Origin of the sequence: Tropicimonas sediminicola (assembly GCF_900188335.1) — a bacterium.
Lineage (GTDB): Bacteria > Pseudomonadota > Alphaproteobacteria > Rhodobacterales > Rhodobacteraceae > Tropicimonas > Tropicimonas sediminicola.
The window spans coordinates 31,349-51,629 of sequence record NZ_FZOY01000013.1 but is presented as its reverse complement, the minus strand read 5'-3'; the positions used below and the strand labels follow the sequence as shown (position 1 = coordinate 51,629).

At 65.7% G+C, this 20,281-nt stretch carries 21 protein-coding genes and 1 tRNA gene; 13 read left to right on the top strand and 9 right to left on the bottom strand.

Annotated features, from left to right (window positions below):
- Positions 1–200 precede the first annotated feature (200 nt).
- The 5 genes from CHB86_RS22590 to gluQRS all read left to right on the top strand — a co-directional run bounded on the left by CHB86_RS22590 (position 201) and on the right by gluQRS (position 4,015).
- Positions 201–782: a hypothetical protein gene (locus CHB86_RS22590; RefSeq protein ID WP_089235387.1), complete on the top strand. Its 582-nt coding sequence runs from the start codon at positions 201–203 to the stop codon at positions 780–782.
- 105 nt (positions 783–887) lie between these two features.
- Positions 888–2,261 carry a methylenetetrahydrofolate--tRNA-(uracil(54)-C(5))-methyltransferase (FADH(2)-oxidizing) TrmFO gene (gene trmFO, locus CHB86_RS22585; protein WP_089235386.1) on the top strand — a complete coding sequence of 458 codons (1,374 nt, stop codon included), beginning with the start codon at positions 888–890 and terminating at the stop codon, positions 2,259–2,261.
- Positions 2,258–2,446, top strand: coding sequence for a hypothetical protein (locus CHB86_RS22580; RefSeq protein ID WP_089235385.1), 189 nt, complete (start codon positions 2,258–2,260; stop codon positions 2,444–2,446). The genes trmFO and CHB86_RS22580 overlap by 4 nt, the downstream gene beginning before the upstream one ends.
- 73 nt (positions 2,447–2,519) lie before the next feature.
- The gene (locus CHB86_RS22575) at positions 2,520–3,167 is read left to right on the top strand and encodes a Crp/Fnr family transcriptional regulator (protein ID WP_089235384.1); all 648 of its coding nucleotides are present in this window, start codon (positions 2,520–2,522) and stop codon (positions 3,165–3,167) included.
- Entirely contained in the window at positions 3,164–4,015 is an 852-nt protein-coding gene (gluQRS, locus tag CHB86_RS22570; RefSeq protein ID WP_089235383.1) for a tRNA glutamyl-Q(34) synthetase GluQRS, read from the top strand. Before CHB86_RS22575 ends, gluQRS begins: the two co-directional genes overlap by 4 nt.
- Before the next feature lie 33 nt (positions 4,016–4,048).
- Here gluQRS and hisI read toward each other — a convergent pair whose 3' ends face one another.
- Positions 4,049–4,408, bottom strand: a complete 360-nt coding sequence (gene hisI / locus CHB86_RS22565) for a phosphoribosyl-AMP cyclohydrolase (RefSeq protein ID WP_089235382.1) — start codon at positions 4,406–4,408, stop codon at positions 4,049–4,051.
- Positions 4,409–4,475: 67 nt separating this feature from the next.
- On the opposite strand from hisI, the gene CHB86_RS22560 reads away from it, so the two are divergent.
- The 4 genes from CHB86_RS22560 to ubiV all read left to right on the top strand — a co-directional run bounded on the left by CHB86_RS22560 (position 4,476) and on the right by ubiV (position 7,606).
- The gene (locus tag CHB86_RS22560; protein ID WP_089235381.1) at positions 4,476–4,922 is read left to right on the top strand and encodes an iron-sulfur cluster assembly scaffold protein; all 447 of its coding nucleotides are present in this window, start codon (positions 4,476–4,478) and stop codon (positions 4,920–4,922) included.
- Between the two features lie 234 nt (positions 4,923–5,156).
- A complete protein-coding gene (gene ubiT / locus CHB86_RS22555) occupies positions 5,157–5,675 on the top strand; it encodes a ubiquinone anaerobic biosynthesis accessory factor UbiT (RefSeq protein WP_089235380.1) in 519 nt (172 codons plus the stop codon).
- A gap of 4 nt (positions 5,676–5,679) precedes the next feature.
- Positions 5,680–6,678, top strand: a complete 999-nt coding sequence (gene ubiU / locus CHB86_RS22550; protein ID WP_089235379.1) for a ubiquinone anaerobic biosynthesis protein UbiU — start codon at positions 5,680–5,682, stop codon at positions 6,676–6,678.
- 4 nt (positions 6,679–6,682) lie between these two features.
- Positions 6,683–7,606, top strand: a complete 924-nt coding sequence (ubiV, locus tag CHB86_RS22545; protein WP_089235378.1) for a ubiquinone anaerobic biosynthesis protein UbiV — start codon at positions 6,683–6,685, stop codon at positions 7,604–7,606.
- A 302-nt stretch (positions 7,607–7,908) separates the two neighbouring features.
- Here the strand turns inward: ubiV and CHB86_RS22540 are convergent, their stop codons facing one another.
- Positions 7,909–8,736, bottom strand: coding sequence for an aminoglycoside phosphotransferase family protein (locus tag CHB86_RS22540; RefSeq protein WP_176442991.1), 828 nt, complete (start codon positions 8,734–8,736; stop codon positions 7,909–7,911).
- A gap of 168 nt (positions 8,737–8,904) precedes the next feature.
- Positions 8,905–10,359 carry an IMP dehydrogenase gene (gene guaB, locus CHB86_RS22535; RefSeq protein ID WP_089235376.1) on the bottom strand — a complete coding sequence of 485 codons (1,455 nt, stop codon included), beginning with the start codon at positions 10,357–10,359 and terminating at the stop codon, positions 8,905–8,907.
- A gap of 409 nt (positions 10,360–10,768) precedes the next feature.
- Between guaB and CHB86_RS22530 the strand changes: the two genes are divergently transcribed.
- Both CHB86_RS22530 and CHB86_RS22525 read left to right on the top strand, forming a co-directional pair.
- The gene (locus CHB86_RS22530) at positions 10,769–11,611 is read left to right on the top strand and encodes a fumarylacetoacetate hydrolase family protein (RefSeq protein ID WP_089235375.1); all 843 of its coding nucleotides are present in this window, start codon (positions 10,769–10,771) and stop codon (positions 11,609–11,611) included.
- Positions 11,608–12,786, top strand: coding sequence for a pyridoxal phosphate-dependent aminotransferase (locus tag CHB86_RS22525; protein ID WP_089235374.1), 1,179 nt, complete (start codon positions 11,608–11,610; stop codon positions 12,784–12,786). The genes CHB86_RS22530 and CHB86_RS22525 overlap by 4 nt, the downstream gene beginning before the upstream one ends.
- Before the next feature lie 69 nt (positions 12,787–12,855).
- On the opposite strand, the gene CHB86_RS22520 is transcribed toward CHB86_RS22525, so the two are convergent.
- Both CHB86_RS22520 and CHB86_RS22515 read right to left on the bottom strand, forming a co-directional pair.
- A complete protein-coding gene (locus CHB86_RS22520) occupies positions 12,856–14,526 on the bottom strand; it encodes a putative transporter (RefSeq protein WP_089235373.1) in 1,671 nt (556 codons plus the stop codon).
- A 331-nt stretch (positions 14,527–14,857) separates the two neighbouring features.
- On the bottom strand, positions 14,858–16,180 hold the full coding sequence (locus CHB86_RS22515; RefSeq protein WP_089235372.1) for an ATP-binding protein: 1,323 nt from the start codon (positions 16,178–16,180) through the stop codon (positions 14,858–14,860).
- 42 nt (positions 16,181–16,222) lie between these two features.
- Here CHB86_RS22515 and CHB86_RS22510 point away from each other — a divergent pair, with 42 nt between their 5' ends.
- Positions 16,223–17,119 carry an MBL fold metallo-hydrolase gene (locus tag CHB86_RS22510; protein ID WP_089235371.1) on the top strand — a complete coding sequence of 299 codons (897 nt, stop codon included), beginning with the start codon at positions 16,223–16,225 and terminating at the stop codon, positions 17,117–17,119.
- 80 nt (positions 17,120–17,199) lie between these two features.
- A tRNA-Asn gene (locus CHB86_RS22505) sits at positions 17,200–17,274 on the top strand.
- Between the two features lie 180 nt (positions 17,275–17,454).
- Here the strand turns inward: CHB86_RS22505 and CHB86_RS22500 are convergent.
- The 4 genes from CHB86_RS22500 to CHB86_RS22485 all read right to left on the bottom strand — a co-directional run bounded on the left by CHB86_RS22500 (position 17,455) and on the right by CHB86_RS22485 (position 20,280).
- Positions 17,455–17,685, bottom strand: a complete 231-nt coding sequence (locus tag CHB86_RS22500; protein WP_089235370.1) for a hypothetical protein — start codon at positions 17,683–17,685, stop codon at positions 17,455–17,457.
- 431 nt (positions 17,686–18,116) lie between these two features.
- On the bottom strand, positions 18,117–19,166 hold the full coding sequence (locus tag CHB86_RS22495) for a phage portal protein (protein WP_089235369.1): 1,050 nt from the start codon (positions 19,164–19,166) through the stop codon (positions 18,117–18,119).
- Positions 19,166–19,708, bottom strand: coding sequence for a hypothetical protein (locus CHB86_RS22490; protein ID WP_089235368.1), 543 nt, complete (start codon positions 19,706–19,708; stop codon positions 19,166–19,168). Before CHB86_RS22490 ends, CHB86_RS22495 begins: the two co-directional genes overlap by 1 nt.
- Complete coding sequence (locus tag CHB86_RS22485; RefSeq protein ID WP_089235367.1) at positions 19,708–20,280, bottom strand: HK97 family phage prohead protease; 573 nt, start codon at positions 20,278–20,280, stop codon at positions 19,708–19,710. Before CHB86_RS22485 ends, CHB86_RS22490 begins: the two co-directional genes overlap by 1 nt.
- Position 20,281 lies beyond the last annotated feature (1 nt).

Below are 20,281 nucleotides of genomic sequence, written 5' to 3'. Positions count from 1 at the left end.
CCGGCGCCACACTCCGACCATCGGGAAGCAATCCCTCCCGATGATCGACCACATTCATTCACGCGAATTACCCATTTTTGTCCCTCACCGCGCCGCAGTTCGGAACAATTCTGCGACCAGACAAGAATTGTCGCCAGGGGATGCAGGTTAGTAGGCAAGCGCGTGGTTTGCCCCGGGCGGCGAAAAGCAGGAAACCAATTATGCGCGATGTGACGAGGGAACGCCTGGTGCTGAGTTCCGCAGGCCAGAACCTCCTGCGAATCCTGATCGCCTCCTACTTTCTCGCCGGCGCAGTCGGAATGATTCCGGGCACCGATCTTGCCCCCATGTTCATCCGGGTGGTGCCGCAGCCCTTCGCCGGGGCCGCGAGCGGCTTCCTCGTCTTCATGCTCGCCTATATGGTGATGATCGGTGTCTGGCTGCGCGGTGCCGCGCTCACCTTGGGAATCCTCACCTTCTGGTCGAGTTACCTGCGGATGCTGGACCTCGGCGTGGCCGATGAGCTTGGCACCTTCTGGCGCGATCTCGCCCTGATCGCCGCGCTGATGCTGACCTATGTCGAAACGGACGCCCGCGCCCTGGCGAAACGCACACCTGTCCGCAAGAAGATCGTTCCCCGCAAGATCGTGCCCCGGAAGGCGGACGCCCTCGATGCCACGGTACGGCCTCTCTCGGGCAAGCGCCGGCCGTCCTCCAAGCGGGCCTCGTCGCGCGAACCGGTATCGGTGGAAGAGATGGAGACCATCTTCCGAGAGGAATTCGAACTCGCGCGCTCCAACTGATCGCACATCGTCCGATACCACCGTCGCTCCTTTCCCGAGGATGCGGCGGTCATGTTATGCGTGAGGCGCCTTTCCAAACCCGGCGGAAGCCCTTAAATCGCGCCCATGACACGCGCAATTCATATCGTCGGGGGCGGCATGGCCGGCTCCGAAGCCGCCTGGCAGGCCGCCAACATGGGCGTTCCCGTGGTGCTGCACGAGATGCGGCCCAAGGTCGGCACCTTCGCCCACCGCACCGGCAATCTTGCCGAGATGGTCTGCTCCAATTCCTTCCGCTCGGATGACGACGAGAACAACGCCGTCGGCCTGCTCCACTGGGAAATGCGGGCCGCAGGCGGACTGATCATGACCACCGCCGATGCCCACGCCCTGCCCGCCGGCGGCGCGCTTGCCGTCGACCGCGATCCGTTCTCCGAGGCCGTGACGGAAAAGCTCCGGGCACATCCGCTGGTCACGGTGGTCGAGGGCGAGATCACCGCCCTGCCCGGTCCCGAGGATGGCCCCTGGATCATCGCCACCGGCCCGCTGACCTCCGGAGCGCTGGCCGAGGCGATCGCCGCCGAGACCGGCCAGGACAGCCTCGCCTTCTTCGACGCCATCGCTCCCATCGTCTATTTTGACTCCGTCGACATGGACGTGGCCTGGATGCAGTCGCGCTACGACAAGGGCGACACCGAGGAAGAACGCACCGCCTATCTCAACTGCCCGATGAACCGCGAGCAGTACGAGGCCTTCATCGACGCGCTGCTGGCCGCCGAGAAGACCGAGTTCAAGCCGGGCGAGACGGCAGGCTATTTCGACGGCTGCCTGCCGATCGAAGTGATGGCGGAGCGCGGTCGCGAAACCCTGCGCCACGGGCCGATGAAGCCAGTCGGGCTGACCAACCGCCACAAGCCGGAGGAAAAGGCCTACGCCGTCGTCCAGCTGCGCCGCGACAACGCGCTCGGAACGCTCTACAACATCGTCGGCTTCCAGACCAAGATGAAGTACGGCTCGCAAACCTCTGTGTTCCGGATGATTCCGGGGCTGGAGAACGCCCGTTTCGCGCGTCTTGGCGGGATCCACCGCAATACGTTCATCAACTCTCCCACGCTGCTCGACGACCAGATGCGGCTGCGTGCAAAGCCGCACATCCGCTTCGCCGGCCAGATCACCGGCGTCGAGGGCTACGTGGAGAGCGCCGCGATGGGCCTTCTGGCCGGCCGGATGGCCGCCGCCGAGGTGCTGGGCCGGCCTCTGCCGCCGGTGCCCGTCGACACTGCGATGGGTGCCCTGCTTACCCACATCACCGGCGGTGCGGAGGCCAAGACCTTCCAGCCGATGAACGTCAACTTCGGGCTCTTCCGCCCGGTGGATGCAAAGGGCGGCCGAAAGGGGCGCAAGGTGCGCTACAAACTCTACACCGACCGGGCCAAGGCGGCCTGGGCCGGTTGGCTGGGCATCCCGGCGCCCGAACTGGCCGTTGCGGAGGCACCATGAACTACGTCCTCGCAATACTGCTGCCGCCACTGTCGATCATGATCGCGGGCCGGCCGATCCTCGGCATCGTCATCTTTTTCATCTGGGTGCCGGCGCTCCTTTTCTCGGGCGGTCTCACCCACCCGATGTTCATCATTCTGGCATGGCTGCTGATTCACCAGGGCAACATCCGCCGCGGTAACTGACGGACCGGCCCTGCAAACCTGTTTGCTGCGCTGCGATTGATCGCTACCGTCCCCCAGGCGACGGGAGGAACCCATGGAAATCGCGGAAATCTTTGGCTGGGCCGGTTCGGCGGCCACGCTGGCAGCCTATTCGATGAAGACGATGCTCCCGCTCCGGCTGGCGGCGATTGCATCGAACGTCCTTTTCATCTGCTACTCGACCATGCTCGGCCTCTGGCCGATGCTGTTTCTCGACCTGATCCTGCTGCCGTTCAATCTCTGGCGGACCTTCCAGATCCTGTCGATGCGCAAGCGGGTCGAATCCGTGCGCAGCGACGATCCGCCCGATTTCTCCGTCCTGACGTCGCACAGCCGCCCCCGGCCGTTCGACGCGGATGAGACGATCTTCTCCATCGGCGACAAGCCCGATGCGCTTTACTACATCGAGTCCGGCGAGGTTTTGCTCGAAGAGCTCGGGATAACTCTTTCATCCGGAGATGTTTTCGGCGAGATCGCCTTTTTCACCGATGCCAAGGCCCGAACGGCGACGGCACGCTGCGTGGTGCCGGGGCGGATCCACGTCGTCGATGAATCCACCTTCCTGCGGCTCCACTTTCAGGATCCGGCGTTCGGCATGGCGATCATGAAAATCATCACCCGGCGGCTGATCCAGACCGTCGAGCGAAACCCGGAAGTCTTTCGCCACCAGTTCGGGAGTGATCCTGTCGGGGCGCAGGTGTGAGAACCCGGTTCGCGCCGTCTCCCACGGGGCCGTTGCACCTCGGTCACGCCTATTCCGCCATGCTGGCGTCGGACCTGGCCGCGTCGGCGGGCGGCACTTTCCTGTTGCGCATCGAGGATATCGACCAGGGTCGGGCCCGGCCGCAATGGGAGGCGCAGATCTACGAGGATCTGCATTGGCTCGGGCTCGAGTGGCCGGAGCCGGTGATGCGGCAATCCGAGCGTCTGGCGGAGTATCGCGCGGCCCTGGAACTGCTTTGGCGGCGTGGCCTGCTTTATCCCTGCACCTGCCGCCGGCGTGACATTCTCGAGGCCGCCAGTGCGCCGCAGGAAGGCGGCGAGCCGGTCTATGGTCCGGACGGGATCGTTTATCCGGGCACCTGCCGTGGCGTCCCTCGCACCGGCGCTCTGCCTGCGGATGCCTTGCGGCTGGATATGCGAAGAGCGCTGCAAGGCATTGATACGATTGAGTTCACGGAGATCGGCGCGGGGCCGGACGGTGAATCCGGACGGATCAGCCTGTCGCCCGAGGCCCTGGTGACCGGTGTCGGCGATATCGTCGTCGCCCGGCGCGACATGGGCACGTCGTACCACCTTTCCGTGGTGGTCGACGATGCGGCGCAGTCCATCACGCACGTCGTGCGCGGTCGGGACCTGTTCGAGGCGACGTCGATTCATGTGGTATTGCAGAGGCTTCTCGGGCTTCCGACGCCGCTCTACCATCACCACAAGTTGATCCGGGACGCGGATGGCAAACGGCTCGCCAAACGCGACGACGCCCGCGCCATCGCAACCTATCGCGCCGAGGGCCTCACGCCGGACGACATCCGTGCGATGGTGGGGCTGTAGGCGCGCTCGCCTCCCGTCAAATTCCTCGTAAAATCAGACCATTGGAGAGAGGATTTCGACCTCGTCCCCATTGCGGACCGCCGTGTAGAAGCAACTCCGCCGCATCGTGTGGCAGGCCGGCCCGCTCTGGCGCACGATCACCAACAGGCAATCCCGGTCGCAATCGACACGCAGTTCGACCAGTTCCTGCACATGGCCGGAGGTCTCGCCCTTGACCCAGAAGGATTTCCGGGATCGAGACCAATAGGTTACGCGTCCGGTTTCGAGCGTCTTCGCAACCGCCTCGGCATTCATCCAGGCCATCATCAGCACCTCGCCGGTACCTTCCTGCTGGGCAATGGCGGGGATCAGCCCCTGTGCGTCAAAGCGCAGGCTCTGCGTATCGAAGGCCATGGGATGCTCCTTTGCAATTTGCCCCATGCGGAGTATGTACTCAAAGAGGCGCCACGGAGGACAGGGAATGGCCAGCGACAAAGACCTCGTCAAGCTCTATTCCGGGCGCATTCTGGCGCTTGCAGCGGACATCCCGCATGTCGGGCGTCTGGACGCACCCTCTGCGACCGCACGGCGGCGCTCCCCGCTCTGTGGGTCGACCGTCACCGTGGACCTCCGCATCGAGAACGGGCGCATCGTCGACTTCGCCCAGGACGTGAAGGCCTGCGCGCTTGGCCAGGCCGCGGCGTCGGTGCTTGGCGCCCACGTCATCGGGCGCAGCCGCGAGGAGATCGACCGCGGCCGGGACCAGCTCGCCGCCATGCTCCGGGAGAATGGCCCGGTCCCCGACGCGCCGTTCGACGATCTCGAAGTGCTTCTGCCGGCACGCGAGTTCACCAACCGGCATGCCTCCATCCTGCTGGCCTTCGAGGCAACGGCAGAGGCGTTGGCCGCGGCGGTCGAGGCCGCCTGACACCGTGCCGTACGCGCGACGATTTGCCTTCGTTCATCCCTGATCCTGCGCCCATCTTCGGGTTGTCCCGGTCCCCCGGCCGGGTCTAGACCTCTGGTCATCGGCCGCCGCCCGGCCCGATCACTCACGCTGCGCCGCTGCCCGCGGTGTCCCCATTCGCCCTGAATGCCGACACTTCGCCACGGTGTGCCAGACCGGGCGACCGCCCCAGGAAACCGGGTGGAAAGACGCGTCATGAGCGATCCAAGAGAAACCTTCGCGGCCTTGTGGGGCCGGTTTGCCGACCTGCCGGTCCCGCTGCTGCCCCTGCAACCTGTGCTTTACCGGATCGTCCGACGGATCGCCGCGCGGCATCCGGAACTGTTCGACCGCCTCGGCCCGCACCAGCGCACAAATTTCATCATCGATCTCACGGACCTGCCGCTCGCGCTGCACCTGCGGCCGAACCCGCGGGCGCTGGTTTTCCGGGCTGTGCGCAAGGATCGGCTGCCGAGGCATGACGCCCATATCGCGGGCGACGTGCTGACGCTTCTGCGGATGCTGGATGCCGAGGTCGACGGCGACGCGATCTTCTTTTCCCGCGAGCTGGAGATCACCGGCGACACCGAGGCCATCGTGACCCTGCGCAACGCGCTCGACGACGTCGAGGGCTCGATCGCCGAGGACGTCGCCGCGATGTTCGGCGCCGCCGGCCGCATGGCGCTTCGCCGGATGCGAGACATGGCCCACGGGCCACAACTTGAGAGTGTATGACGACATGACAGCAGGTGAACTCGTCTGCCCCGCCGGGACCCCCGCCGCGTTGCGGACGGCGGTCGATGCGGGAGCGGATTCGATCTATTGCGGATTTCAGAACGCGACCAATGCGCGGAACTTTCCCGGCCTGAATTTCACGCCGCAAGAGCTTGGCAAGTCGGTTGAATATGCGCATTCCAAGGGCGCGCGCATTCTGCTCGCGCTCAACACCTATCCGCCGGCGGGCAAGTTCGGCCTGTGGCGCGAGGCGGCCGACCTGGGCGCCGACCTCGGGGTGGATGCCTTTATCGTGGCCGACATGGGCGTTGCCGCCTACATCGCCAAGACCCATCCCGACATCCGCCTCCACCTCTCGGTCCAGGCGGCCGCCGCCAGCCCCGACGCGATCTGCTACTACGTGCGGGAATTCGGCGTGAAACGCGTGGTTCTGCCGCGCATTCTGACGATCCCCGAGATCCGCGAGATCAAGGCCGAGATTCCCTGCGAGATCGAGACCTTCATCTTCGGCAACCATGGGCTGATGGTCGAAGGACGCTGCTCGCTGACAAACTACGCGACCGGGCTTTCCACCAACATGGACGGTGTCTGCTCGCCCGCCCATCTTGTCGAGTACCGGCGGGACGCCGACGATGGCATGTCGACCCGCCTTGGCCCCTTCACCATCGACCGCTTCGGACCGCAGGAGAGCGCCGGCTATCCGACGATCTGCAAGGGCCGTTATGTCAACTCGGAGCATCCGGATGGCTACTACGCCTTCGAGGAACCGATCAGCCTGAACCTGTCGCGCCTGTTGCCGGCCCTGATGGACGCCGGAGTCGATGCATTCAAGATCGAAGGCCGGCAGCGCAGCCGCGCCTATGTGAAGAAGGTCGTGGCGGCCTTCCGGGCCGCGGTCGACGATGTCCGGGCCGGGCGTGAGCCCGCCCTTGCCGATCTGGCTGCCCTGACCGAGGGCCAGAAACAGACCGAAGGCGCCTTCCAGACCAAGAAATGGCGGTGAAACCATGACCCCGAGACTGACGATCGGACCGATCCAGTATTTCTGGAGCGAGGAACGCAAGCTCGATTTCTATGCCCGGATCGCCGACGAGGCGCCGGTGGACACGGTCTACCTCGGCGAGGTGATCTGCTCCAAGCGGCAACCCTTTTTCGACCAGCACATCGACGTGGTCGCCGAGCGGCTGACCCGGGCCGGCAAACGTGTCGTGCTCTGCGGGCTGGCAGAGGTGATGCTGAAGCGCGAACGCAAGGCCTGCGCCGATCTGGTGCAACAGGGCGAGTTCGAGATCGAGATCAACAATGCCGCGGGCCTCTTCCACCTCGAGCCGGGCCGGCATCACCGCATCGGGCCGTTCATGAACGTCTACAACGCCGAGACGATGGCCCACATGGCGGCCCGCGGCGCGACCCATGTGACCGTACCGGTGGAGCTGCCGGCTGCATCGGTGGAACTGATGGCCGCGGAGGCCGGCAAGCTTGGCGTCGGGCTCGAAGTGCAGGTCTTCGGCCGGGCGGGGCTTGCCACTTCGGCGCGGTGCTACCATGCGCGGGCCTTCGGACGGACCAAGGACAATTGCCAGTTCGTCTGTGGCGACCATGCGGACGGGCTGCCGCTCGACACCCGCAACGGGGAGTCCTTCCTGCGCGTGAACGGAATCCAGACCCTGTCGCATTCCTATGTCAACCTCGCCGGGGAGGTGCCGGCGATGGCGGAGATGGGCGTAAGCGATCTGCGCCTGATGCCGCAGGATACGGACATGGTCGCGGTGGCGAACGTGTTCGATGCGCTCAGACATGGCGCCATCGAGGCGGCCGAGGCTGATGCGAGGTTCGGGGCGATCGTCATGGAAGCCCCCTTCTCAAACGGCTTCTGGCACGGCGAGGCCGGCCATCGCCGGATCGAGGCCGGGGCCCGCGCGCTCGCCTGAACCGGTCACCCTCCGACGAGCGGTGCGACGCCGATTTTTCGTACGAAAGATCGTTGGCCCGGTGGAGCGACGGATCGTCAAGAGAAGGGGCGGCCAAAACTGGCCGCCCTTCTTCGTGCTGAACTGGGATGCTTCGTGAAGGTGTCTGGTCACCCCAGGCGATAGTTCGGGCTCTCGCGCGTCATCTGGACATCGTGGACATGGCTCCTGTTGAGCCTCATGCACCTTTTTTTCCTGAACGAAATGGCATTCTTGCTTCAGTTGCCACGGTCCCCCGCACTCCACCGGGCCGCTGTCTATCCTCAACCGGGAACCGGAAGTTGCAAGCTGTCAAAGGCCTGAAAGATGGCCATGTCGGTTTCGGAAATGGACCCTCGGGTGAAATGATACGCCAGTGACATTGCGACATGCACAAAGCCGAATTGAAGGATCCGTGTCCTGTCCAGGTTTGCGCCCCTTGCCAGAAGCTCGGCCAGTTCCAGAATTCTCTCGGGTTTGGCTGCCCGCGCTTCTTCGCCAACCGGGCCGCGAAAGACGACGCTGAACTCGTAGCAAGGGTCCGCGACGACGCCCTTGGGATCAATGACGACCCAGCCACGGTCTGACCAGAGGATGTTGTCATGGTTCAGATCGCCGTGCATCAGGCACATTTCTTCCGTGGTTCGCAGCAAGGCCTGCCACATGGTCTGCGCCCGCCCGAAAGCATCGCGGTAGGGTTCCGGAAAACCGGAAATCTCCGCTTTGGGGAGTGCGCCGCCAAAGTGATCCTTCAGCTCAATGAAACCATCAGCTTTCGAAAGCCGCAGCTTCAACGACAGCTCGGAAATGACCTTCGCCGCCATTTGGTCCTGCCCACACGGCGCTTTCTCCCGCAACGACGGCCCCGGCAGCCACTCCAACAACATGGCGTTGCCGGTCCGATCGATGAGTTTCACAGCGCCGTTGCCATCCCAGAGGCTCAGGATTTCGGCGCCGATCATGTCCCCGACCTTTGCGCCCCTGTCCGTCAGCACTTTCAGCACCGCCGGTCCTCCGGCCGTGTTCACGCGCCAAAGATGTGCCCGTGGCGTCTCGGCCAATGGCACAGGGTCCTTCGCCCCGAAAACTGACAGGTATCGGTCCGGGATCATGCTCATCCTCTAAGTGGCATTCGTCGAAAGGGCGGCGATCCGAGCCGATGTCTGCTCCGTCCGGTCTCTGACCTGACGGACACACGTACACCAGTCCAAGAACACCCCTCGTGTCATACAAAGGATATGCACGTTGCGGGGTCTAAATGGCCCCGACCCACAATCCACTCACCCCAAACGATAATTCGGGCTCTCGCGCGTGATCTGGACATCGTGGACGTGGCTTTCCTTCAGCCCTGCCCCGGTGATCCGGACGAACTCGCACTTCCCGCGCATCTCATCGATCGTGGCCTTGCCGGTATAGCCCATGGCCGCCCGCAGACCGCCAACAAGCTGGTGGATCACGGCGCCGGCAGCGCCCTTGTAGGCGACCTGCCCTTCGATTCCCTCGGGCACCAGCTTGTCCGAGGCCGCGTCCTTCTGGAAATACCGGTCGGCCGATCCCCGCGCCATGGCGCCGAGCGAGCCCATGCCGCGGTAGGCCTTGAACGACCGTCCCTGGTAGAGGATCACCTCGCCCGGGCTTTCATCCGTGCCGGCCAGCATCGAGCCGACCATGGCGCAGGAGGCGCCGGCGGCGATGGCCTTGGCGAAATCGCCGGAGAACTTGATGCCGCCATCGGCGATCACGGGTACGTCCTGCGCGGCCGCTGCGGCGGCGCAATCGACGATCGCGGTGAGCTGCGGCACGCCGACCCCGGCGACCATCCGCGTGGTACAGATCGAGCCCGGCCCGATGCCGACCTTGATCGCGTCGGCCCCGGCGTCGATCAGCGCCCGGGTGGCTTCGCCCGTTGCCACGTTGCCGGCGACAATCTGGACCTCGTTGGAAAGCTTCTTGGCCCGCTCCACGGCGCGCGCCACGCCCTCGGAATGGCCGTGCGCGGTGTCGATGACGATCATGTCGACGCCGGCGTCGACCAGCGCCTCGCTGCGCTCGAACCCGGCGTCGCCCACGGTCGAGGCCGCGGCGACCCGGAGGCGGCCGAGCGCGTCCTTGCAGGCCTGCGGGTTGAGCACTGCCTGTTCAATGTCCTTGAGCGTCAGCAGGCCGGTGAGCTTGCCGTTCTTGTCGGTCACGAGGAGTTTCTCGATCCGCCGCTCGCGCATCATCGCCCGCGCCTCGGCCAGGTCGGCGGGCTCGGTGAGGATCGCCAGCTTCTCCTTCGTCATCATCGCCTTGACCGGCGTCGCGTCGTCGTTGGCGAAACGCATGTCGCGGTTGGTGACGATGCCGACGACGAGGCCCCTTTCGTCGACCACCGGGAAGCCGGTGATGTTGTAGCGATCCTGCAGCGCCTTGGCGTCGGCCAGCGTCTGGTCCGGGGTGAGGGTCACCGGGTTGTAGACCACGCCGCTCTCGAAGCGCTTGACCCGTCGCACCTGCCGCGCCTGTTCCTCGACGCCGAGGTTCCGGTGCAGCACCCCGATCCCGCCGGCCTGCGCCATGGCGATCGCCATGCGGGCCTCGGTCACGGTGTCCATCGCCGAGCTCAGCAGCGGGATGTTCATCCGGATCGACCGCGTTGCGCGGGTCGAGGTGTCTGCCTGGGCCGGCAGCACCCGGCTTTCGGCGGGAACAAGCAGCACGTCGTCGAAGGTCAGCGCCTCACGAATTTCCATCACGATCTCCTGGCGGGGGGTCTGTGCGCGTACCCTCCCGACGGCACCGATTGGGCACTGTCGGCGGCGAAGGTCAGCGCGCTGGACCGATATTGTCTTGCGGCATGGGGGTGGATCTGAGCGCACGCGTTCCTGCCGGTCAGGCCGGCGGACCGGCCCGGGGCGACGGTAAGACCGTCTGGTCGAGGGCTGACCATGAGTGTCGCCATCGTGGAACGCTTTGCCTTTTCACCAGCGGGATATGGTCGCTTCGCATAAGGGATCGGCGCGGGTGATACAAGCCATACGTCGTACCACGGCCCTGCCCCTGTGATCCGGCTTGCGACCGGGCGGCGAATGCGGTTCCCTGCCCGCAAAGGGCACCCGCCGGACCTGGCCATTCGGGTGCGTTGGCAACAGGGAGAAGACCATGAAACTCTGCCGCATACGGACCGCGGATGGCATCGTGCCGGCCGCCGTCGACGCCGAAGGCCGCCTGCGCAGCCTCGAGGGCCATATCGGCGATTTCACCTGCGACAGCATTGCCTATGGCGGGCTCGCGCCGCTCGAGGCTCTGGAACTGGCCGATCTCCCGCTGCTCGACGAAACCGACTACGCCCCGATTCTCGCGGATATCCGGAGGATCTTCGGCATCGGGCTGAATTATTCCGACCACGCGAAGGAATCCGGCCTGCCCATCCCCGAGCAGCCGATCCTGTTCATGAAGATGTGCCCGGCCTCCGGCGCGAACGATGCTGTCGTCATCCCGAAGGGTTCCGAGAAGACCGACTGGGAGGTCGAACTCGGCGTGGTGATCGGCCGGCGTGCGCAGCATGTCAGCGTGGAGAAGGCGCTGGACTGCGTGGCGGGGTATTGCGTGGTCAACGACGTCTCCGAACGCGCCTTCCAGATCGAGATGGGCGGCCAGTGGGTCAAGGGAAAGTCCTGCGACAGCTTCGCTCCGGTCGGCCCCTGGCTGGTGACCCCGGAAGAAGTGCCGGACCCGCAGGCGCTGGACCTGTTTCTCGATCTCAACGGCGAGCGGGTCCAGACCGGGAGCACTTCCAAGATGATCTTCTCGGTGGCCGAGATCATCTCCCATCTCAGCCGCTTCCTGACGCTCGAGCCGGGTGATCTGATCTCCACCGGCACACCGCCGGGCGTCGGCATGGGGATGAAACCGCCGCGCTACCTGCAACCGGGCGACGAGATGCGCCTTGGCGTGCAGGGGCTGGGCGAGCAGCGCCAGCTGGCGCGGGCGTGGGAAGCATGAGCGCCGTCCTTCAGACCATCGCCGGGTTCGACCGTATCGGCGAGGAGAACGCCTTTGCCGTCCTGGCCCGGGCTGGTGCGCTCGCGGCCGGCGGGATGGACGTGATCAACCTCGGCATCGGCCAGCCGGATTTCCCGACCCCGCCGAACATCGTCGAGGCCGCGATCAAGGCGCTGCGTGACGGCCATCACGGCTACACCCCCGCCACCGGCCTGCCGGCCCTGCGCGAGGCGGTGGCGGCAGATCTCGACCGGCGGCTCGGCGCGCAGGTCGACCCGGACCGCGTGCTGGTGGTGCCGGGCGGCAAGGTGACGATGTTCGCGGCGATCCTGATGTTCGGCGAACCCGGTGCGGAGATCCTCTACCCGGACCCTGGCTTTCCGATCTACCGCTCGATGATCGAGTTCACCGGCGCCACGCCGGTGCCGGTGCCGATCCGCGAGGAGAACGGCTTTGCGGTTTCGGCCGAGGAGACGCTCTCGCTGATCACGTCCCGCACGCGGCTCCTGATCCTCAATTCCCCAGCCAACCCCTGCGGTGGCGTGACCCCGCGCGGCGAGATCGAGACGCTCGTCGCCGGGCTGGCCGAGCATCCCCATGTCGCCGTGATGTCGGACGAGATCTACGACCAGCTGCTCTACGATGGCGAGGAACACGTCAGCCTGCTGACCTTCCCCGAGATCCGCGACCGGCTGATCCTGCTGAACGGCTGGTCCAAGACCTATGCCATGACCGGCTGGCGGCTCGGGTATTCGGTCTGGCCCGACGGGCTTTACGACAAGGCGCGCAAGCTGGCGGTCAATGCCTGGTCCTGCGTGAACGCCCCGGCGCAATACGCCGCGATCGAGGCGCTGACCGGCCCGCAGGACGCGGTGGCCGCCATGGTCGCGGAGTTCGATGCGCGGAGGAGGCTCGTCGTCGAGGGGCTGAACGCCCTGCCCGGCGTCACCTGCGCCACGCCCAAGGGGGCATTCTACGCCTTTCCGAATATCCGCGAGACCGGCTGGAAGGCAAAGCCGCTGGCCTCGGAATTGCTGGAAAAGGCGGGCGTGGCGACGATCGGCGGCCCGGACTTCGGGATCCTGGGCGAAGGTTATATCCGCCTGAGCTACGCCAACAGCCGGGAGAATATCTCCCGTGCGCTCGACCGCATGGAAGAGTTCCTGGCGGGTTAGGCGCCGACGCCGGGGACAGGATTTTTCGTACGAAAAATCGCGGGCGCGTATCGCGCGCCCGTCCCCGGCCTAGAGCAACAACAGGACGATGAGCTGGGGCGCAAAGATCCTCAGGCCCATGACCAGCGGATAAACCGTCGCATAGGCGATGGACGACGCAGGCGAGGAACTCTGCGCGTTGGCGAAAGCGAGGGCCGGCGGGTCGGTCATCGAGCCCGACAGCACGCCGCACAGCGTCAGGTAGTTGAAGTTGAAGACCAGCCGCGCCACGAATCCGACCACGACCAGCGGGATCAGCGTGATCAGCACCCCGTAGCCGACCCAGGCCACGCCGTCGCCGTTCAGCAGCGTATCGAGAAACTGGTCCCCCGCCTTCAGGCCGACCACCGCGAGGAACAGGATGATCCCGAACTCGCGCATCGCGTGGTTTGCGACCGGCGGCATGAACCACATGAACGGGCCCCAATGGCCCAGCCGGCCGAGCAGGATCGCGACGACCAGCGGCCCGCCGGCCAGCCCGAGTTTCAGAGGCGCCGGCAGGCCGGGCACCGCAAGCGGGATACTTCCCAGCAGCACGCCGAGCGCGAGACCCACGAAGAGCCCCGGGAAGTCCACCTCGTCGAGGCGCTTCGACTGGTCCCCCAGCACGCCCCGCACGTCCTGTACCGTCTCCTTGCTGCCTACCACGGTGACGATATCGCCGAACTCCAGCGTGGTGTCGGCCTGCACGGGCAGCTCCAGCCCGGCTCGCAGGATGCGCGAGACGGTCACCCCGTGGGCTTCCTCCAGCCCGAGCGAGCGCAGCCGGTGCCCGACGACCTTGCGATCCGTCACCACGACGCGCGCCCATGCCATCTGGGTGCCCTTGGTGGTCAGTTCCGCGTCGGTCTCCTCGCCGAGGATCAGCCGCATCGCCTCGAGGCGCTCCGGCGTGCCCACGAGGTGCAGCATGTCGCCGACCCGGACCCGCGTCTCGCGGCGCGGCAGGATCAGCTCGCCCCCCGACTTCATCCGGGAGGCAACGACACCTTGATCGTAGAGCCCGGGCACTGCGCGAAGCTCCAGCCCGTCGAGGTTCGGGTTGCGGATCACAACGTTGATCGAGGGCAGCGCGCTCGCTCCCTTGCGCCGCTCGGCGTCATAGGCAGCGGCCTCCGCATCGACGTCCACCCGGGTAACGAAGCGTACCAGCAGCATGGTCAGCAGGATGCCGAGGATACCGAAGGGATAGGCCACGGCATAGCCGAGCGAAGGCTGGGCAACGGCGCCCGGGCCGGCCCCCATGTCGGTCAGCGCCTGCGTCGCGGCGCCGAGCCCCGGCGTGTTCGTCACCGCCCCGGACATGAGCCCCACCAGCGCCGGAACCGGCACCCCGAAGGCGTAGTGGATCGCCACCGTCACCAGGACGCCAAGGCAGACGATGGACGCCGCCGCGATGTTGAGCTGCATGCCGGACTTCCGCAGCGATGCAAAGAAGCCCGGCCCGACCTGGATGCCGATTGTGAAGACGAACAGGATCAGTCCGAACTCGCGGACGAACTCCATCATCTCGGCGCTGTAATGCAGCCCAAGGCGCGAGGAGATATCCCCGAGCGCAATACCTGCGAAAAGCACACCGCCGATCCCGAGCCCCACGCCGCGCACGTGGATCCGGCCGAACAAAAGCCCGAGCGCCCCGCTGATCGAGATCGCGATCACCGTCAGGGCGACTTCGTTGAGGGACGACAGCATTGCGGTCATGCAAATGGTCCTGATGCGAATGGGACTTGGCGCCCGACAGCGCCCTCTCGTTCCGTGAATGATCCGCCGGGCTGCACCCGTCAACCTCCCAGACGGCATGCCCGGCTTGCAGCTGCGAAGACGCGGGCTCGAACCGCCACGCGTTCGAAGCGCCGGAATGTTAACGCAAACAGGTCATTCGTGCCTCTGGCACCGCCGTTTCCCGGAATAACTTGGCAGCACTGCGCTTCCGGAGGCTGAGGACGGAACCGCTGACTGGAAGGCGGCGGACGATCTGTCGCGCTCGGTCCGCACATCTGAGCGGCAATATCATGAGCGTAAACCTTTTCGGCTAGCGCGCCAGAACCAGTTCCGCGCGGAGACCGCCGAGGCGCTCGCTGTCGTGGAGGTTGAGCGTTCCGCCGTGGCGCCGCGCGATGTCGCGGGCGATGGAGAGCCCGAGGCCGACGCCCGTGCCCCTGTCCTGGTTGCGGGCCGCGTCGAGCCGGGTGAAGGGCCGCGTCGCGCGCTCCCTGTCCGCCTCCGGAATGCCCGGCCCGTCGTCCTCGACCGTGAAGACCACCGACCGTGGCAGCATACGCACCGAGACCTCGGCCCGGCTGCCATAACGCAGCGCATTGCCGACAAGGTTGCTCAGCGCCCGCTCCACCGACGGGCCCCGCAGGTGCACGGCTTCCTCGGCCTCTTCCGGCACGGTCAGATCGACCTCGCCTCCGGTGCGCTGCGCCCATTCCACGACCTTACGCGCGATGTCGCCGGGTGCGATGAGTTGCGGGTCCTCCTGCTGATCTGAGCGCGCGAAGTCGAGGAAGGCATCGATCAACCCTTCCATGTCCTGCACGTCGCGCTGCATCTCCCGCACGTCCTCGCTGTCCTCCATCATGGAGAGCGCCAGCTTCATCCGGGTCAGCGGCGTCCTGAGGTCGTGGCTCACCCCGGACAGCATCAGGGTCCGCTGTTCGATCTGCCGCTCGATCCGCGCCCGCATGTCGAGAAAGGCCCGGCCGGCGGCCCTGACCTCGAGCGCCCCCGAGGGTTTGTAGGGCACGAGCCGCCCCTTGCCGAAAGCCTCGGCCGCATCCGCCAGCCGGGTGATCGGCCGGAGCTGGTTGCGCAGGTAGAGAAAGGCGATCCCGGTCATCAGGACGCCGATCGTCGCCATCAGCACCAGAAACTGGTGCGGATTGGAGGCCGAGGCCCGCCGCCGGTCGATGCTGGCCTCGACCGGCCCGTTGGCGGTGTCGAGCTGCACGATCACCCGGCGGCTCGATTCCACCAGATTGATCGCCTGCACCCCCGGTAGCCCGTCGCGCAGCGTGTCGATAACCGTCCGCCCGGAAACGTCGTAGAACACCCGCCGGTCGCCCAGTTGCGGCTCCGTCACCGGCCTGACAGAGAACCCGAGGGTCGTCGCCAGTGGCTGCACGGCGAAGAGCCCGGCATCGAGATCCGGCTCGGCCTCGATCAGCTCGACCGCCTCGCGCAGCTCCAGAACGATCCCCCGGGTCAACTGCTGCGTCACATCCTCGAAATGCCGCTGGATGAACACGAGCGACACCACGACCACGAGGACCGCGACCGGGATCACGAGGATAAGCGCCGCCCGGCCATACAGGCCCATCGGCATCGAACGTTTGAGCCAGCTGAAATTCATGGCACAACGCTAGCGCCCCGCCATGCCGAGAGAAATGCCGAAATGTCCGATCCCGCCTCCAACGCTCTCTCCCGCCTCGAGCCCGGGCTGCGCCGCGTGCTGGCGCCCAATCCCTCTCCGATGACCTATCAGGGCACCAACAGCTACATCGTCGGCGAGGGAGAGGTGGCGGTGATCGACCCCGGCCCGGACCTCGAGGCACACCACGCGGCGATACTGGCTGCGCTGCGGCCAGGCGAGCGCATCTCGCATATTCTGGTCACCCACTCCCACCTGGACCACTCCTCCCTCGCCCGCCGGCTGGCGGAAACCACGGGCGCGGAGGTGCTGGGGTTCGGGCGCCACGAGGCCGGACGCTCCCCGATGATGGCGCAACTGGCGGCGGACGGCCTCTCTGGCGGCGGCGAAGGCGCCGACCTCGACTTCGAGCCCGGCCGCCTGCTGGCCGACGGCGACGAGATCCAGGGCGCCGGCTGGACCCTGCGCGCCCTTCACACGCCCGGCCATGCGTCAAACCACCTTGCCTTTGCCTTGGGAGATGCGCTTTTCACCGGCGATCACGTGATGGGCTGGGCCTCTTCGATGGTCTCCCCGCCCGACGGCGACCTGACGGCCTTCATGGCCACCTGCGCCCGCCTGGCTCGGCGAAATGACCGAATCTATTATCCGGGCCACGGTGCCCCGGTGGAAGATCCGGCCGCCCGCCTCGCCTGGCTGGTCGCCCATCGCCGCAGCCGGGAGGCCCGCCTGCTCGAGGAACTCGGGACTGACCCGCTGGCAATCGACACCCTCACCCGCCGAATCTACACCGACACACCGCCCGCTCTCCTGCCCGCCGCCGCCCGCAACGTCTTCGCCCACCTGCTGGATCTCATGTCCCGCGGCGAAGTCATCTGCGACGGTAACCCCTCCGAAACCGCACGTTTTCGCATCGCGTGAACCGCGTCGGCGAAGCACGAAGGAAATGTGAAATTTCCTCTGGACGCCCCCAGACCCCGTTGCTATATCGCCACCCGTGTTCCGGCGTAGCTCAGCGGTAGAGCAGTTGACTGTTAATCAATTGGTCGTAGGTTCGATCCCTACCGCCGGAGCCAAAAAATCTCACAATAACAGAGATTTGAAAGCTACCCACCAGATATCACTTAGCGCAGATCCGCGCAGGGGTAACGTTTGGGGTAACGCATTCGAGGCAAAAAAGGCCGAAAGCAATTGCCTTCGGCCCTGAGTTGTTCGGCACCTTCGCTTTCCGCTCGATGCGCTGCGCCGCCACGGTATCAGCGCTTGAGCCGCCGGAAGAACACTTCGAACACTTCGCTCCCTTTCTGCGTGATCTTATAGCCGTGGCGCCCGTAGTAAGCGTCGTGAGCTTCCTCGATCCAACCTTTCTGGATCATCGGCGCAATGGTGCCCATGCCGATATGTGGCATCGCTGCCAGTTCCTCCACGTTGCCGAGGCACAGATAATCCAGCACCTTGAGTTCACGATTGTTTGGCTTGTCGGTCATTTTCGGTATCTCTCGCTAAGGTCTATTGATGTGCGCGCCGCGCCCCCTCACAGAAAAGGGCCGCGCGCTGTCGGGGTTCTGACGTGACTGCCCGACTATACCGGATCGCTTGGCGTCATGATTCCGCGCGCGATCAGCGCAACCGGCCTACTTGTCCCGCGACACGAGCAACTCCGGGCCAAATCGATTGATTGTCGCCCAAGTCGAACACGACACTGAGCCTTTGGTCATGGTGCATCGGGCAGTGATCTCCTTCATCCTGTCGGAGTGAGTTGTAGGCATGGGGGTCTGTATGTTTGGTTTTATTGGTATCGAGTTGGTCGTGTTTCTCTCTGTAATCGCGCTGTTTTTGCTGCTGCCGAAACCGGAGTGACGCTTGCCACCTTCGGCCCCTTCTGAGGCGAGCGGCCGGCCCTAGGACAACACCAGCCCTAGTCCCAATCGACCAGCTTCATCGCTGGCCCCAGATCGACCTCGGCTTCCTTGGCTTGCGCCAGGGCGTTCACAATCGATGTCAGTGCCCGCGCCCTGCCCCCCGCGTCGAACGCCTGCAGCGGCCGCATCACGTCGATTGCCACCGAGGCGCCGAGCTTGTCGGAGATCTCGTCGGCCATCGCCGCCGCGATTGGCTGCAGCATCCATTGAGCGAGGTGTCGCTGGCCCTCGCGGATCAGCGGCCCCGTGGCAGACGGGTTGACCATTGCCGGCAGCACACCGAACACCATGCACACGGAGTCGCGGGCGGCATCGAGGCTTTGCGCCGTCATGGCTCGGCTGAGATCCGGGGTTAGGTCGGAAGGCTTCCAGTCCTGTGTCGGCGCCGGTCCACCGGCCGCAGTGACGTTGACCGACTCGCGGATCTGCACCCGCCCCCGGTAGCCACGGAACCCACGGGCAAGGCTGGTCATGTCCGTATCGGGCGCCTCGGGAAACGGGATCACCTGAGATCCAAGCGGGGCATACTCGTAAACCTCCGCCAGTGCCGCCTCGACTGCCTGCAGCATCCCGGCCGTAAGCTGCGCCCGCCGCAGCGGCGCCTGCCCCGCCCAGGGCGCCACCGGATCAACTCCGGTTCGGAAGTGCAGCACCTCGCCCGCAAGCGCGGTCTGCGTCCTGCCGCCGCCAGCCTCGGAAACCGAGAGCCGATAGGCTGTCGGCTTGCCGTTGCGGGTGCGCAAATCCCAATCGGAACACGGCACCAACATATCGTCCCGGATCAGGAACACCGCTTCCCCACGAAGCGCCAGAGAGCGCCCACAGAGCGCCAGCGTGCGCCGGTCTAGTATGTCGGTGCCCGCCACATCGGCCAGCCCGAGACCGCCTTCCCAGAGGCTTACACAGGCTTGCACGGTGCCCGTCAGTTCGCCCACGCCCTGGCGGCCGGAGATATACGCCTCCCGCGCCGCCATGATCTCGGCAGTGAACCCGGAGCCGGCCGAACGGGTTTCGGCCTCCGGTCGTTTCTTGAATGGCCACCACATCACGGCGCCCTCCTGTAAGGCCGCAGAAGGTCAGCAGCACCGCTCAGTTGCAGCGCCTTGCCCGCCCAGCCGGTGATTGTTTCGCTGTCGCCTCGCGAGCGAAGCGCCTGTGAGCCGAGGTAGGCGTCAGCCACGCCCCGGCTGTATTCGTGAAGCCGCCGCCATGCTTCCTCGACGGCCTTGGGAACGGTGCCCCCGCCCACGGTCGCCGTGATCCGATACGGCCCATCACCGGCAAAGACGTAGCCGCCAACCGCGGAAGGTGTCAGTTCCACCGGCGCCCATGCATCGGCAAACCAAACCTCAGTTGCCGTCACAGTCGCCGGGGTTAGATCCGGCTTCCACTGGCCGGAGCCTTCGATGATCCAGGTGACTTCGCGCTCGCTCCACCGGAATGCGGTGTAAGCCTCGATGCGCTGCCAAATCTCATCCGGGTCGAGCGTCGGGAACATGTCGCCGGTGTATTGCTCAAGGTGCGCATAGGTCGTCACGGCCGGATAGCTGGCCGGGATCGCCTCGGTTCGTTCCAGAACGTCAATCATCATGCCCTCCACCGCAGCATTGCCGCTTGGCGGTTCACGGCCCCTTCCGGCGCCGCTCTGCCCCAGTTTCGCGCCTCAACCTGAGCGTCGGGGTAGGCAGGCTTGGTGACGGCAGAGACCTCGATCAGATCGGCCGTTTTCACCACGCGCATAAGGCCCTGCCCGTCCCGCTTCACACGGTCGCCGCCTTCCGGCACCCGGAAGCCCGGAGAGATGCCGCCGACCAGCCCGGCCGCGAGGGTGCCGAGGAAGTCAGCAACGTAGGACACCTCACGCATTTCCGGCGCGATCACCGCCTCGAAGGTCAAGGCGTCGTCGCCGTCCCGGATCTCAAGGCTTCCCGCCGACCGCGATGCGAGCGGCCGGTCGAAGTCGTGGTGCACCAGGAGGTGAATATCGCCCCCGTCAGCCACCGACGCGCCGAACGCCCGCGCCTCGAATACTTCCCGCCTCGGCTCCCGACCGCCGCGAAGAACGGTCGGGGTCGAATACGGGAACCGGCCCCGCAGACGGGTTGCCCCGTCCGCAGAGGTGCGGACCTCAAGCCCGCCTTTGGAACCGGCCCAAAGCATC

Excerpts from the sequence above, each read along its gene's own strand:
- CHB86_RS22590 (WP_089235387.1), top strand. The coding sequence starts at position 201 with ATGCGCGATGTGACGAGGGAACGCCTGGTGCTGAGTTCCGCAGGCCAG.
- trmFO (WP_089235386.1), top strand. The coding sequence starts at position 888 with ATGACACGCGCAATTCATATCGTCGGGGGCGGCATGGCCGGCTCCGAA.
- CHB86_RS22580 (WP_089235385.1), top strand. The coding sequence starts at position 2,258 with ATGAACTACGTCCTCGCAATACTGCTGCCGCCACTGTCGATCATGATC.
- CHB86_RS22575 (WP_089235384.1), top strand. The coding sequence starts at position 2,520 with ATGGAAATCGCGGAAATCTTTGGCTGGGCCGGTTCGGCGGCCACGCTG.
- hisI (WP_089235382.1), bottom strand. The coding sequence starts at position 4,408 with ATGGCCTTCGATACGCAGAGCCTGCGCTTTGACGCACAGGGGCTGATC.
- CHB86_RS22560 (WP_089235381.1), top strand. The coding sequence starts at position 4,476 with ATGGCCAGCGACAAAGACCTCGTCAAGCTCTATTCCGGGCGCATTCTG.
- ubiT (WP_089235380.1), top strand. The coding sequence starts at position 5,157 with ATGAGCGATCCAAGAGAAACCTTCGCGGCCTTGTGGGGCCGGTTTGCC.
- ubiU (WP_089235379.1), top strand. The coding sequence starts at position 5,680 with ATGACAGCAGGTGAACTCGTCTGCCCCGCCGGGACCCCCGCCGCGTTG.
- ubiV (WP_089235378.1), top strand. The coding sequence starts at position 6,683 with ATGACCCCGAGACTGACGATCGGACCGATCCAGTATTTCTGGAGCGAG.
- CHB86_RS22540 (WP_176442991.1), bottom strand. The coding sequence starts at position 8,736 with ATGATCCCGGACCGATACCTGTCAGTTTTCGGGGCGAAGGACCCTGTG.
- guaB (WP_089235376.1), bottom strand. The coding sequence starts at position 10,359 with ATGGAAATTCGTGAGGCGCTGACCTTCGACGACGTGCTGCTTGTTCCC.
- CHB86_RS22530 (WP_089235375.1), top strand. The coding sequence starts at position 10,769 with ATGAAACTCTGCCGCATACGGACCGCGGATGGCATCGTGCCGGCCGCC.
- CHB86_RS22525 (WP_089235374.1), top strand. The coding sequence starts at position 11,608 with ATGAGCGCCGTCCTTCAGACCATCGCCGGGTTCGACCGTATCGGCGAG.
- CHB86_RS22520 (WP_089235373.1), bottom strand. The coding sequence starts at position 14,526 with ATGACCGCAATGCTGTCGTCCCTCAACGAAGTCGCCCTGACGGTGATC.
- CHB86_RS22515 (WP_089235372.1), bottom strand. The coding sequence starts at position 16,180 with ATGAATTTCAGCTGGCTCAAACGTTCGATGCCGATGGGCCTGTATGGC.
- CHB86_RS22510 (WP_089235371.1), top strand. The coding sequence starts at position 16,223 with ATGTCCGATCCCGCCTCCAACGCTCTCTCCCGCCTCGAGCCCGGGCTG.
- CHB86_RS22500 (WP_089235370.1), bottom strand. The coding sequence starts at position 17,685 with ATGACCGACAAGCCAAACAATCGTGAACTCAAGGTGCTGGATTATCTG.
- CHB86_RS22495 (WP_089235369.1), bottom strand. The coding sequence starts at position 19,166 with ATGTGGTGGCCATTCAAGAAACGACCGGAGGCCGAAACCCGTTCGGCC.
- CHB86_RS22490 (WP_089235368.1), bottom strand. The coding sequence starts at position 19,708 with ATGATTGACGTTCTGGAACGAACCGAGGCGATCCCGGCCAGCTATCCG.
- CHB86_RS22485 (WP_089235367.1), bottom strand. The coding sequence starts at position 20,280 with ATGCTTTGGGCCGGTTCCAAAGGCGGGCTTGAGGTCCGCACCTCTGCG.